We start from the raw sequence: 13,398 nt of genomic DNA on the forward strand, positions 1-13,398 counted from the left end.
AGTAACGACATGACCGACCGACCGACTGTCCTCGTCACAGGAGGTGCGGGCTATATTGGCTCGCATGCATGCCGCGCGTTGGCCGCCGCCGGCTACGAGCCGGTGGTTTATGACAATCTTTCGACAGGACATCGCAATTTCGTCAGCGGCCCGCTGGTCACCGGCGATTTGCTCGACGGAACAACGCTCGCGCGCGCGTTTACCGAGCACAAGATCACGGCGGTGATGCATTTTGCGGCGGCGAGCCTGGTCGGCGAATCCATGACCGACCCGCAGAAATACTACATCAACAACGTGCAGGGCACGTTGTCGCTGTTGCAGGCGATGCGCAACGCGGGCTGCCAGCGCATCGTGTTCTCCTCGACCGGCGCGGTCTACGGCAACGCCGACTCCAAGGCGCTGCCGGAGAGTTTCCCGTGCAACCCGATCAATCCCTACGGTGCTTCGAAGTTGATGATCGAGCGCATGCTCGCCGATTATCGCTCTGCCTACGGCTTCGGCGCGTTCTGCCTGCGCTATTTCAACGCCAGCGGCGCCGATCCTGCCGGCGGCATCGGCGAGCTGCGTGACAACGAGACGCATCTCATTCCCCGCGCGATGATGGCCCTGCAGGGTCACGTCGACTTCGCGGTGTTCGGCGACGACTACGACACGCCGGACGGCACCGCGATCCGCGACTACATCCATGTCACCGACCTTGCCGCGGCGCATGTCGCGGCACTGAAGCTCCTCGAGGAAGGACATGGCGGCGCCAGCTTCAATCTCGGCACCGGCTCCGGTTTCTCGGTGCGCGAAATCCTGACCGCCATCAGGCAGGAGACCGGGCGCGAGGTGCCTCACACCGTCAAGCCGCGCCGCGCCGGCGATCCCACCTATCTGGTCGCTGACCCCTCCGCCGCGCGAAAAGTGCTGAACTTCGTGCCGCGCCACTCCGACCTGCCGTCCGTGATCCGGACCGCCTGGGCCTGGCACCAGAAGGCGCATCCGCTAAGGTCGCGTTAGGCACCCCGCGCGCCCATATCTTGCTCGCCGTGGGCATGAACGGGTAAGATCGGCAAATCCTGTCGACGTCGGCGCATGTCCCGGCGTCCAGTTTGTCTGCATCGCCGGCGATGATGCCGGCCCTGCGTGGCTGCGCCAATTGCGCGAGCCGATTTTTCCGAACGTCAAGGCCACGACCGATTTCCGCGCATCGGCCAGCTTTCAGCGCGGAAGCCGAGGAGCAAAAGGCGAATGCATCAGGCCGCCCGCCTGGAGTTCGAGCGCGTGATGGACGAGTTTGCCCGCTGGCACGCCGTGCCCGCGGACCAGCGCTCGCCGGCGCCCGCCTGGTGGTGGGGCCCGGCCATGGCGGTGTTCGACGATCATGAGCCGATGTGCCGTGCGTGGTGCTGCGAACTCGGCCTCGGCGAAGGGACGAGCTTCGCCGACGGCGCGCGCCAATTGCTCGCACTGTTCGCCGAACAGACGTCGCTGCCGCTGGCGCATGACTTTCCCAGCATGGCCGAAGGCGGCGATCACGACGTGCGCGATCTGCATCCGCAGCCGTCAGACGACAGCGCGTTTCAGCCGTGACACTGCGCTCATGCCGGCTGCGGCATCGAGCTCCGGCAGAAGCGGAGGCGCGACGGGCAGCACCATTGGCCGCAGCAGCTCGGCCATCTGACGTGCCGGAAGCGGCTTGGAGATGAGATAGCCCTGCATCTCGTCGCAGCCATGAGTGCGCAGGAACGCCTCCTGCTCGGCATTTTCGACGCCTTCGGCGACCACCGTCATGCCGAGCGCCTTGCCCATGCTGATGATCGCCTGCGCGATCGCCTGATCCTCCGAATCCTGCGGCAGGTCGCGCACGAAGGAACGGTCGATCTTGATGGTGTCGATCGGGAAGTGCTTCATCAGCGACATCGACGAGTAGCCGGTGCCGAAGTCGTCGATCGCCAGACGAATGCCGCGGCTCTGGATGGCGTCGAGCACCTTCAGCGCGCGCCCGACATTGCGCATCATCATGCTCTCGGTGACCTCGAGTTGGAGCAGCACCGGCGACATGCCGCTGGCTGCGAGCGCCTCGTCGACGTCCTGCAACAGGTGCTCGTCGGCGAACTGGCGCGGCGACAGGTTGACTGCCATCGACAGCGGCAAGAGGCCACGACGCCGCCAGGCCATCGCCTGTACGCAGGCCTCCTTCAGCACCCAGCGGCCGATCGGCACGATCAGCCCGGTCTCCTCGGCGAGCGGGATGAACTGCGCCGGCGAGACGCTGCCGAGATCCGGATGGTTCCAGCGCAACAGCGCCTCGACGCCGGTGATCTGGCCGGTCGCCATGTCCACCTTGGGCTGGTAGTTCAGCGAGAACTGGTTGCGTTCCAGCGCGCGGCGCAATGCGCTTTCGAGCGACAGGCGTTCGATCGACTGCGTCTTCACCTCCTTGGAGAAGAAGCGATAGCCGTTCTTGCCGTCCTCCTTGGCGAGATACATCGCCATGTCGGCGTTCTTGGTCAGCGTCTGCGCATCGGCGCCGTTCGCCGGATACATCGCGATGCCGATCGAGGCGGTGGTGTGGCACTCGTGGCCGGCGAGCTCCATGGGCTTGCCGAGCACCGCCAACAATTCGGTCGCGATGCGCTGGACGTCGTCTACGTCCCCACATTGATCGAGGATCACTACGAACTCGTCGCCGCCGAGCCGCGCCACCACGTCGCTGGCCCGCAGCGCGTTGCGCAAGCGGTCGGCGACTTCGAGCAGGAGCAGGTCGCCGGCCTCATGGCCGAGCGAATCGTTGATGACCTTGAACCGGTCGAGATCGATGAACAGCAGCGCGAAGCGGTGGTCGTGACGTTGCGCCGTGTCGATCGCCTTGCGCAGCAGGCCGTTGAAGGTCTCGCGGTTCGGCAGGTTGGTCAGGCTGTCATGCGAGGCGAGGTATTCGATCCGTTCGTCGGCCTTGTTCTTCTCGTCGGCGCGGTCGAAATTCTCCATCGCAAAGGAGACGTTGTCGGCCAGGCGCTGCAACAATTCGACGAACTCGCCCGTAAACGTGTCCGGCTCGGTCGACATGTAGAGCATGACTCCGACCGGCTGGTCGTGGGCGATGAGCGGGAACGCCGCGCCAGAGCGCGCGCCGTCGCCGCGGACGATCGCATGGAAGGCGCTCACGCGCTGGTCGTTGAGATAATCGTTGCTGATGCAGGGCTGGCGGGTGCGGAACGCCGTGCCGCTTATGCCGCGGCCCTCGGGACGCTCGGGGTCGACCGAGAGGCGGACGTTGCGCGTGGTCTCGGAAGACGGCCCGGCGCTCGCGACGATCTCGAGCTGGTCGCTGTCGGCCTTGGCCAGTGCAATGGTCGTCGAGGTGAACTTGGCGCCGTTCGATGCGGCGAGGCAGACGAGGTCGAACAGCTCGGCGCGGGACTTCGCCCGCATGATCGCCTCGTTGGTCGCGCTCAGCGCCGCGAACATGCGCGTCAGTCGCTCCTTCTGCGCCTCGGTGCGGGCCTTCTCCTCGGCGCGGTCGAAATTGTCGAGGGCGAAGGAGACGTTTTCGGCCAGGCGTCCGAGCAGCTCGACCAGATCGGGCGTGAACGTATTCTCTTCCGGTGCGAGGAACAGCAGAATGCCGATCGGCTCCCGGCCGGCCCGCAGCAGCGGGAAGCTGGCAGCCGCCCGCGTTCCATCCTCGATCGCCCTCGTGCGCCAGTGCGCCGATCCCGGGGCGTTCAAATAGTCGTTCATGACGCTGGGCCGGCGGGTCCGCAGCGAGGTCCCGATGATTCCCTGCGCTTCGGGATGATCGGCGGAAACAGCGCAGGTACGTCCGACCATGCGCTCCTGGAGCCGCCCCTTCACGGCGACGACGCGAACGAGCTCTTGTTTTTCATCCATGATGCCAATCGTCGCCGAGGCGAACACGTCGCCGAGCACGGCGGCCTGGCACGCCACCTCGAACAGCTCCTCGCGCGTCTTGGCGCGCATGATGGCTTCGTTTGTGGCGCTCAGCGCCTCGAACATTCCGCTCAGGCGGTTGCGCTGCTTGTCGGCCCGCGCCTTCTCGTCGGCGCGATCGAAGTTCTCCAGCGCGAAGGCGACATTGGCCTGGAGCTTGCGCAGCAGATCGACGAATTCGGGTGTGAACGTGCCGCGCTCCGGCGAATTGAACAGGAATACGCCTTCCACCCGGTCGCCGTTTAACAGCGGTAGCGCGGCGGACGATGCGATGCCGTTGCGGCGCGCGCTGTCCTGCCACGGCTTGATGCGGTCGTCTGCCAAGATGTCGTTGCTGATGCAGGGTCGCCGGGTCCGGAACGCGATCCCGGTCAGCCCCCGTCCCTCCGGCACCTCATCGCTGATCGCAAACTTGAAGGTTCGCACCTCATCCGCGTTCGGTCCGCAGGATGCGACAACGCGAAGCAGTTCGGCCTGGTGATCGACCAGCGCGATCGAGGTCGAGGCGAACTTGGCACCCTGCACCGTCGCCTCGCAGACGAGATCGAACAGCTCGGCGCGGCATCTTGCGCGCAGGATCGCCTCGTTGGTGGCGCTCAGCGCGGCGTACATGCGCGCGAGGCGGTCCTCCTCGTCGGCGATCCTGGCCTTTTCCGCCTCGCGGTCGAAATTCTCGATCGCAAAGCAGACGTTCTCCGCGATGCGCAGCAACAGCGCGACGATCTCCTCGTCCTTGGCCCACGACCGGCTGATGAAGAACAGGATGACGCCGACACTTTCGCCATGCTTGATCAGCGGAGCCGCCACACAGGCCGCGACGCCGGTGTTGATGTTGGCCTGCTCCCACGGCGTTCCCTTGGTGCGGATGGCGAGGTCCTCCTCGACGCAAGGCTTCTGCGTCCGGAAGACATTGCCGGAAATGCCGCGGCCAAAGGGATTGTCGGGATCGGCGGAATACTTTGTCTGGGCAACGAGGTGCAGATTCTGGCCGGTCCCGGCGACCGGCTTCAGCCAGTGCGAATCCTGCTCCTTGAGCAGAACGAAGGTCGCCAGCGACTTGCCGCCATGTACGGAAGCATCGCACACGAGCTGGTACAGCTCCTGCTCGGTCTTGGCGCGCAGAATGGCCTCGTTGGTCGCGCTGAGAGCGCCGAACATGCGGTTGAGCCGCCGCGCCGCCCGCTCGCCGCCCTGCCGCGCGATCTCGCGCGCGAAATTGTCCAGCGCATAGGAAATGTTGGCCGACATGCGCTCGAACAGCGACACCATCTCGTCGCTCAGCGAGCCGGCCTCATGGCGGGTGACGAACAGCACGCCGACGCTCTTGCCGTTGCAGAGCAGCGGCAGCGCCGCTGCCGCGCCGACGCCTGCCTTGATGGCGCCTTCGCGCCACGCCAACGAGCGCGGATCGTTCAGAAAATCATTGCTGATGCACAGCTTCTGGCTGCGGAACGCCTCGCCACCGACACCGGAGCCTTCGGGGGTCCCCTCCTCGATCGTGATCTCGATCGACCGCAGCCGCGCAACGTCCTCACCGCAGCCGGCCGCATAGCGCAGCCGCGGGCTGTCCGGCTCGACCAGGAACACCGAGACGGCCATAAAATCCCCGCTCGAAAACCCGGCGTCGCAGACCTTCTGGTACAGCTCGTCCGGCGATTTCGCGTAGAGGATGGCTTCGTTGATGGCACTCAACGCTGCAAATGTGCGCGCGAGGGTCGTCTGCAAGGTCTCAACTCCCGGGCATTCCTGCCGTTTTTCCCGGGACTTTATCGCCGCCGATCAACTAAGTGGTCGTTATTGCGCGCGGCAAACCGTCGATCAAAGTGAACGAGCTGCGAACAACGGTCCCCAAACTATCGAAAATACCGTCGCGCGGGACGTCGGCGGGTGCCGCTCCACGACGAAGGCGCATTCCTTTACGAATTTGCAGCCCTGTATTGGTTTACGGGAGATTGATATCGCACCTGCGCTTTGAGACGATGGCACCAACAACCAGAGCCCGCCAAGGGCGAGGACCGAGGAAACGCCATGCCGATCGTCAAGGCCGAGCGCCTCACGCGCATCAGCGCCGCGCTGCTCCGCGCCGCCGGGGCATCCGTCGAGGAAGCCGACGCGGTCGCCGTCGGCTGCGTCAAGGCCAATCTCGCCGGGCACGATTCGCACGGCGTGATCGCGGTTCCCACCTACATCGATCGCATCAAGGCCGGGCACATTGTCCCGGGCGCGAAATGGACCATCGTCCAGGAATCGCCGACCACGACCGTGATCGACGGGAATTGGGGCTTCGGCTTCCACGTCAACGCCAAGGCGATGGCGCTGACGATCGAGAAGGCAAAGACCTCCAATGTCGCCGCCTGCACCGTGTTCCGGCAGAGCCATGTCGGCCGGCTCGCCGCCTATCCGATGATGGCGATGCGCGAAGGCATGATCGGGATTGCGACGGCGGACTCCGGCCGCTCGCCGAAACATGTGGCGCCGTTCGGCGGCCGGGAGGCGCGGCTCGGCACCAACCCGATCTCGATCGCGGTGCCCTCCGATCTCGAGGCGCCGTTCTATCTGGACATGGCGACCTCTGCAGTGGCCGCCGGGAAGATCCAGCTCGCTGTGGCCCGCGGCGAGGAGATTCCGACGGGATGGATCATCGACGCGGAGGGACGGCACACCACCGACCCCTCGCAGTACCGCAAGGGCGGCGCGTTGCTGCCGCTCGGCGGCACCGAGGGCTACAAGGGCAGCGGCCTTGCGGCCATGGTCGAGGTGCTCTGCGGCCTGCTCACGGGGCTCGGCTTCGGCGTCGAGCCGACCGGCCGGCACAATGACGGCTGCTTCATGGCGGTGTTCAACGTCGCGGCGTTCCGGCCGCTCAAGGACTTCAAGAGCGAGGTCGCCGAGTTCGCGCGCTATCTGAAATCGACACCGCCGTCCGAGGGAACCAAGGGCGTGTTCTATCCCGGCGAGATCGAGCATATGCGCGAGCAGCAGCGGCTGCGCGACGGCATCGAGATCGAGGATGCGACCTGGGAGAAGCTGCGCGCGCTGGCGCGTGACTACAAGATTGACAAAGAGCTCGATCTGGCCTGACGGGATTTTTTGGAGAGCGGCATGACGCGGCAGATGGTACTGGTCGGCTTCCTCCAGGCACAGAACTGCACCAATTTGCCGAGCTCCTGGCGGCACCCCGACTCGCGCGACGATTCGATGTCGGCGGACTACTATCAGGCGATCGCAAGAATTCTCGAGACCGGCAAGTTCCACATGGCGTTCTTCGACGACCGCCTGGCGATGCCGGACCGCTACGGCAACGATCATGCCCACACCGTCGAATATGGCATCCGCTGCGTGAAGATGGACCCGCTGATCGTGCTGACGACGATGGGCATGGTCACCGACAAGCTCGGACTTGGCGCGACCTGCTCGACCACCTATTACGAGCCGTTCGACGTCGCCCGCCGCTTCGCAACCCTCGACCTGATGTCGGGCGGGCGCGCCGGCTGGAACGTCGTCACCTCGTTGAACGATGGCGAGGCGCTCAACATGGGCAAGGACTCCCATCCCGAGCACGACTCCCGCTACGACCGCGCCGACGAATTCATGGAGGTCGTGCTCGGTCATTGGGACACCTGGGAGGACGGCGCCCTCATCATGGACAAGACGAGTGGCCGCTTTGCCGATCCGGCCAAGGTGAAACGGCTCGATCACAAGGGCGAGTTCTTCAAGTCGCGCGGACCGTTCACCGTACCGCGCTCGGATCAGGGCCATCCCGTCATCATCCAGGCCGGCGCGTCCGGCCGCGGCCAGCGCTTTGCCGGCCGCTGGGGCGAAGTGATCTTCACCGCCGCGCGCAATCTCACCGCAGCCAAGGAAGGCTACGCGAGCGTGCGCAACGAAGCCGCCAAGGCCGGCCGCGATCCCGACCAGATGTTCCTCTGCAATTTGACGACGCCGGTCTGCGCCGCGACCAAGACTGAAGCCGAGGACAGGATGGCCCTGATCAACAAGCTGCCGCTCCAGATCGACGCGCTGTCGCTGCTCGCGGAAGCGCTCAACTACGACTTTGCGTCCAAGGGCCTCGACGAGCCGCTGACGACCGAAGAGTTGAAGAGCATGCAGGGTATTCTGGGCATTCGCGACGGCGTGCTGAAGACGTCCGGCAAGAGCAATCCGAGCGCGCGCGACTTCGTCACCTTCTCCGGCCGCGGCCAGGTGCAGGATGCGATGGTCGGAGGCCCCAAGGAGATCGCGGACAAACTCGAAGAGATGTTCGTCGAGCGCGGCTGCGACGGGTTCGTCATCGCCGCGACCTACGTGCCCGGCTCCTACGCCGATTTCGTGCGCCACGTCGTGCCGGAACTGCAGCGGCGCGGGTTGTTCCAGAAGGATTACCGCGGCAAGACGCTGCGCGAAAATCTGGGGCTGAAGCGGCCGGCCGCGGGCGCCTGGAAAGCGCAGCCGCGCGATGCGGCGGAATGAGAACGAGGACAGAACATGCGCTGGCTGAAATTCAAGGCCTCAGGCAAGACCTCCTGGGGGATAGTTGAAGGCGACCAGGTGATCGCGGTCGACGGCGATCCGCTCAGCGATTGGCAGCGCACCGCGCGCACGCATCCGCTGTCGCAGGTGAAGATCGAGCTGCCGCTGGTGCCGCGCACCTTCTATTGCGTCGGGTTGAACTATCTGAAGCATCTCAAGGAAGCCGCGGACAAGCGCGGCGAGATTCCGGCCGTCCCTGATAGACCCGAGATCGGCTATCGCGCCCAGAACGCGTTGATCGCGCATGACGAGGACGTGGTGATCCCGTCGTTTGCGACCGAGAAGATTCACTATGAGGGTGAGCTCGTCGTCGTCATCGGCAAGAAGGTGAAGCATCTCACCGAGCAGACCGCGATGGATTGCGTGTTCGGCTACACCATCGGCAACGACGTCAGCGAGCGCAGCTGGCAGAAGGCCGATCGTGGCCTGTGGCGGTCGAAGAATGCCGACACGTTCAAGCCGATGGGCCCGTGGATCGAGACCGAGGCCGATCTCGAAACGATGCAGACGATCGTCCGGGTCAACGGCAAGGAGACCAACCGCTTCCACACCAACGACATGATCTTCGGCGTGGTGCCGTTCCTAGTCGAGCTGACGAAGTATTTCACGCTGTGGCCGGGCGACGTGATCTGGATGGGCACCGACGGCGCCTCGCCGGACATCAAGCATGGCGACGTCGTGGAGATCGACATCACCGGCATCGGAACCTTGCGCAATCGGTTTGTGCGCGAGGGGCAATAGCAATGCCGTAGTGCCGTAGGGTAGGTAAAGCGAAGCGTGCCCAGCGCTTCTGACGCAAATCGTGGAGCGGTGGTGGGCACGGCGCAAGAGCGCCTTTGCCCACCCTACGGCAGCTTCGCGAAGCCTTCAAAACGGCAGCGCCACGCCGGTCTTGATCTCCTTCAGCACCACGTTGCTGCGGACGTAGCGGATGCCGGGAATGCGGAACATGAATTCGTCGAGAAACCTGTTGTAGGCTGCCATGTCCTGCACCACCACGCGCAGGTGATAGTCGGCGTCCCCCGTGGTCGCAAAGCACTCCAGCACCTCGCGCCGCTTGGTCACCCGCGCGACGAACTCGTCGACGAATTTGGCGTCGTGCCGCTCCAGCGAGACATGGAGGATGGCGGACATCGCAAACCCCGCCCGCTCCCGCGCGACCAGCGCCGCATAGCCGTGGATGACGCCGCTCTCCTCGAGCGCGCGCACCCGGCGCCAGCAGGCCGAGGTCGACATGCCGACCTCGTCCGCGAGCTGCTGGTTGGTGGCGCGGCCGTCCTTCTGGAGATGGGCGAGAATCCGTGCGTCCTGGTCTTCGATCATGGAAGTCCTTCGGTTTGAGATATTCTACCATACAGAGCCAAATCTCGCAAAATCTTACCGATAACTGCCTTGCCATCGGGCAAATAGGTAAGACCTACCACCCGCCCGGGCTTAACCTTCGCTGATCCGGCAGGGGATACCGCGCGAGGTCCGCCATGGACGCCATTCCGTCACTCGACACCTACGAACTCTCCGACCGCTACGACCGCGAAAACGGCCGCGTCTTCCTGACGGGTACACAGGCCATCGTCCGCATCGCGCTCGACCAGGCGAAGCGCGATCGCGCGGCCGGGCTCAACACCGCCGGCTTCATCTCCGGCTATCGTGGCTCGCCGCTCGGCGGCGTCGATCTCGAGCTGTGGCGCATCAGGGAGCAGCTCAAGCGCGACCGCATCGAATTCCTCCCCGCAGTGAACGAAGACCTTGCGGCGACCGCGGTGCTCGGCTCGCAGCAGGTCGAGACCCAAGCCGACCGCGAGGTCGATGGCGTGTTCGGGCTCTGGTACGGCAAGGGCCCCGGCGTCGACCGCTCCGGCGACGCGCTGAAGCATGGCAACGCCTATGGCTCCTCGCCACATGGCGGCGTGCTGGTCGTCGCCGGCGACGACCATGGCTGCGTCTCCTCCTCGATGCCGCATCAGTCCGATGTCGCCTTCATGAGCTGGTTCATGCCGACGCTGCATCCGGCCAGCGTCGCTGAGTATCTGGAGTTCGGCGAGTATGGCTACGCGCTGAGCCGCTTCTCCGGCATGTGGGTCGGCTTCAAGGCGATCTCGGAGATCGTGGAATCCGGCGCCTCCGTCGCGTTGCGCCCGCCGCGAATCTTCCGCAGGCCCGACTTCACGCCGCCGCCGGGCGGGCTGCATTATCGCTGGCCGGACCTGCCGGGGCCTCAGATCGAGGAGCGGCTGGAGGCCAAGAAGCACGCGGTCTACGCCTTCGCAAAAGCCAATCCGATCGACCGCCACATCTACGACATTCCGCACGCGACCTACGGCATCGTCACGACAGGCAAGGCGCATCTCGACCTGATGGAGGCGCTGCGGCTGATCGGCCTCGATGAAGCGGCCTGCCGCAGCATCGGCATCGACGTCTACAAGGTCGGCATGGTCTGGCCGCTCGCGCTGCACGACGCGATGGAATTCGTGAAGGGCAAGCGCGAGATCTTGGTGGTCGAGGAGAAGCGCGGCATCATCGAGAGCCAGTTCAAGGAATATTTCTACGACTATCCCGGCGCCAAGCCCGAGCGCATGGTCGGCAAGCATGACGAGCGAGGGGCGCGGCTGATCTCCTGGATCGGCGAATTGTCGCCGCGCGCGCTCGCGGACGTGCTGGCCCGCCGGCTCGATCCGATGTTCCCGGGCCTCAATCTCGCCCCGCGGGCAGCCGCCTTGTCGCCCGAGGCGGAGCGCACGATCAACGTCGCCGGCGCAACACGCACGCCCTACTTCTGCTCGGGATGCCCGCACAACACGTCGACAAAAGTGCCGGAAGGATCGAAGGCGCTGGCCGGCATCGGCTGTCATTTCATGGCGAGCTGGATGGACCGCGAGACCTCCTCGCTGATCCAGATGGGCGGCGAAGGCGTGAACTGGGCCGCCTCGTCACGCTTCACCGGCCACAAGCACATCTTCCAGAACCTCGGCGAGGGCACTTATTATCATTCCGGCTCGATGGCGATCCGGCAGGCGATCGCGGCAGGCGCCAACATCACCTACAAGATCCTGTTCAACGACGCGGTCGCCATGACCGGTGGCCAGCCGGTCGACGGTCCCATCAGCGTGCACGCCATCGCCCACAGCGTCCGCGCTGAAGGCGTGACGCGCATCGCGCTGGTGTCGGACGATCCCTCGCATTTCTCGCCTGCCGACCTGCCCATCGGCGTCACAATCCATCCGCGCGAGGAAATGGACGCCGTGCAGCGCAAGCTGCGCGAGATCCCCGGTGTCTCCGTGCTGATCTACCAGCAGACCTGCGCCACCGAGAAACGGCGAAAGCGCAAGCGCGGGCAGATGCCGGATCCGAAGCGCTTTGCCTATATCAACGATCTCGTCTGCGAGGGCTGCGGCGACTGCTCGATCGAATCCAACTGTCTCAGCGTCGAGCCGAAGGAGACGCCGTTCGGCCGCAAGCGGCAGATCAACCTGTCGGCCTGCAACAAGGATTTTTCCTGCCTCAACGGCTTCTGCCCAAGCTTCGTCACCGTCGAAGGCGCTACGCGCCGGGCGAAGACCGCGAGCAGCATCGACGCGATCGGTCGCGCCGCAGCACTGCCCCTCCCCGCGCCCGCAACGCTCGATCGCCCGTACGACCTGCTGGTCACCGGCGTCGGCGGCACCGGCGTGATCACCGTCGGCGCGCTGATCGGCATGGCCGCGCATCTCGAACGCCGCGGTGTCTCGGTGCTGGATTTTACCGGCTTTGCGCAGAAATTCGGTCCTGTGCTGAGCTACATCCGCCTGGCGGCGAGCCCGGAGGCACTGCATCAGGTCCGCATCGATCAGGGTGCAGCAGATGCGCTGATCGGCTGCGATCTCGTGGTGAGCTCCGCACCCAAGGCGTCCGGCACCTATCACCGTGGCACGCGCGCCGCCATCAACACCGCGGAGATGCCGACCGGTGATGTCGTGCGCTTCCGCGACGCCAATCTCGCCTCCCCTGCCCGCCTGCGCGCGATCGGCCGCGTCATTGGTGAGGGCAATCTCGATGAGATCAACGCCAATGCGCTGGCTGAAAGCCTGCTCGGCGATGCCGTCTATGCCAACATCATCATGCTGGGCTTCGCCTGGCAGCGCGGCCTGGTGCCGCTGTCGCTGCAGGCGCTGCTCCGCGCGATCGAGCTCAACGGTGTCGCGGTCGAGCGCAACAAGCAGGCCTTCGCCTGGGGCCGAATCGCCGCCGCCGATCCGGGGTTCCTCCCCAAGTCCGAGGGCGCCCTCGCCGCCGAGACGCTCGATCAGATGATCGACCGACGTGCCGAATTCCTAACCGCCTACCAGAATGCACCCTATGCCATGCGCTATCGGGAAATCGTCGCGAAGGTGCGCAGCGCCGAGTCAAGATTGGGCAGCGAGGCGCTGACCGACGCGGTCGCGCGTTCCCTGTTCAAGCTGATGGCCTACAAGGACGAATACGAGGTGGCGCGCCTGCACATGCAGACCGGCTTCCTCGACACGCTGAAGCGCGAGTTCGCCGGCGATTTCAGCATCAAGTACCATCTTGCGCCGCCCTTCCTCGCCTCAAAGCGCGACGCACGCGGCCGGCCGCGCAAGCGCGCCTTCGGTCAGTGGATCCAGGTTCCGCTGGCCATGCTGGCGCGGCTGAAGGTCTTGCGTGGCACGCCGTTCGATCCGTTCGGCTACACTGCCGAACGGCACGCGGAGCGCGAGCTGATCTCCTGGTACGACGGCCTCGTCGAGACGATGCTCACCCGGCTCGATGCGACGGGCCTGCCCGACATGATCGCGATCGCCAGTGCGCCGATGGAGATCCGCGGCTACGGCCCGGTGAAGGACGCCGCCATCGTGCAGGTGAAGGCCAAGGTCGCGTCCTTGCTGGCCCGCCCCGCGTCCGCCAAGGCGGCCTGACGAGCGCCTTCGTCCTCGA

The 13,398-nt window shown here is 65.3% G+C and carries 8 protein-coding genes; 6 read left to right on the forward strand and 2 right to left on the reverse strand.

The window, feature by feature from the left end; genetic code table 11:
- Positions 1–9 precede the first annotated feature (9 nt).
- Together galE and K289_RS0113455 are read left to right on the forward strand one after the other, a co-directional pair.
- Positions 10–1,002 carry a UDP-glucose 4-epimerase GalE gene (galE, locus tag K289_RS0113450; RefSeq protein WP_027551992.1) on the forward strand — a complete coding sequence of 331 codons (993 nt, stop codon included), beginning with the start codon at positions 10–12 and terminating at the stop codon, positions 1,000–1,002.
- A gap of 231 nt (positions 1,003–1,233) precedes the next feature.
- Positions 1,234–1,575 (forward strand): hypothetical protein, encoded by a 342-nt coding sequence (locus K289_RS0113455; protein ID WP_027551993.1) that lies wholly within the window; start codon positions 1,234–1,236, stop codon positions 1,573–1,575.
- Here the strand turns inward: K289_RS0113455 and K289_RS0113460 are convergent.
- The gene (locus K289_RS0113460; RefSeq protein WP_027551994.1) at positions 1,549–5,664 is read right to left on the reverse strand and encodes a GAF domain-containing protein; all 4,116 of its coding nucleotides are present in this window, start codon (positions 5,662–5,664) and stop codon (positions 1,549–1,551) included. The two genes, K289_RS0113455 and K289_RS0113460, sit on opposite strands and share 27 nt — an antisense overlap.
- A gap of 303 nt (positions 5,665–5,967) precedes the next feature.
- Between K289_RS0113460 and K289_RS0113465 the strand changes: the two genes are divergently transcribed.
- From K289_RS0113465 to K289_RS0113475, 3 genes are read left to right on the forward strand one after another with little or no spacing between them, the layout of a single operon-like run.
- Entirely contained in the window at positions 5,968–7,020 is a 1,053-nt protein-coding gene (locus tag K289_RS0113465; protein WP_027551995.1) for an Ldh family oxidoreductase, read from the forward strand.
- 21 nt (positions 7,021–7,041) lie between these two features.
- The gene (locus K289_RS0113470; RefSeq protein ID WP_027551996.1) at positions 7,042–8,409 is read left to right on the forward strand and encodes an LLM class flavin-dependent oxidoreductase; all 1,368 of its coding nucleotides are present in this window, start codon (positions 7,042–7,044) and stop codon (positions 8,407–8,409) included.
- Positions 8,410–8,424: 15 nt separating this feature from the next.
- On the forward strand, positions 8,425–9,210 hold the full coding sequence (locus K289_RS0113475) for a fumarylacetoacetate hydrolase family protein (RefSeq protein WP_027551997.1): 786 nt from the start codon (positions 8,425–8,427) through the stop codon (positions 9,208–9,210).
- A gap of 126 nt (positions 9,211–9,336) precedes the next feature.
- Here K289_RS0113475 and K289_RS0113480 read toward each other — a convergent pair whose 3' ends face one another.
- Positions 9,337–9,792: an Lrp/AsnC family transcriptional regulator gene (locus tag K289_RS0113480; protein ID WP_027551998.1), complete on the reverse strand. Its 456-nt coding sequence runs from the start codon at positions 9,790–9,792 to the stop codon at positions 9,337–9,339.
- Between the two features lie 155 nt (positions 9,793–9,947).
- On the opposite strand from K289_RS0113480, the gene K289_RS0113485 reads away from it, so the two are divergent.
- Positions 9,948–13,379: an indolepyruvate ferredoxin oxidoreductase family protein gene (locus tag K289_RS0113485; RefSeq protein WP_027551999.1), complete on the forward strand. Its 3,432-nt coding sequence runs from the start codon at positions 9,948–9,950 to the stop codon at positions 13,377–13,379.
- Positions 13,380–13,398: the final 19 nt, after the last annotated feature.

Origin of the sequence: Bradyrhizobium sp. Cp5.3 (assembly GCF_000426265.1) — a bacterium.
Lineage (GTDB): Bacteria > Pseudomonadota > Alphaproteobacteria > Rhizobiales > Xanthobacteraceae > Bradyrhizobium > Bradyrhizobium neotropicale.

Coding starts and splice junctions, on each gene's coding strand:
- galE (WP_027551992.1), top strand. CDS start 10: ATGACCGACCGACCGACTGTCCTCGTCACAGGAGGTGCGGGCTATATT.
- K289_RS0113455 (WP_027551993.1), top strand. CDS start 1,234: ATGCATCAGGCCGCCCGCCTGGAGTTCGAGCGCGTGATGGACGAGTTT.
- K289_RS0113465 (WP_027551995.1), top strand. CDS start 5,968: ATGCCGATCGTCAAGGCCGAGCGCCTCACGCGCATCAGCGCCGCGCTG.
- K289_RS0113470 (WP_027551996.1), top strand. CDS start 7,042: ATGACGCGGCAGATGGTACTGGTCGGCTTCCTCCAGGCACAGAACTGC.
- K289_RS0113475 (WP_027551997.1), top strand. CDS start 8,425: ATGCGCTGGCTGAAATTCAAGGCCTCAGGCAAGACCTCCTGGGGGATA.
- K289_RS0113480 (WP_027551998.1), bottom strand. CDS start 9,792: ATGATCGAAGACCAGGACGCACGGATTCTCGCCCATCTCCAGAAGGAC.
- K289_RS0113485 (WP_027551999.1), top strand. CDS start 9,948: ATGGACGCCATTCCGTCACTCGACACCTACGAACTCTCCGACCGCTAC.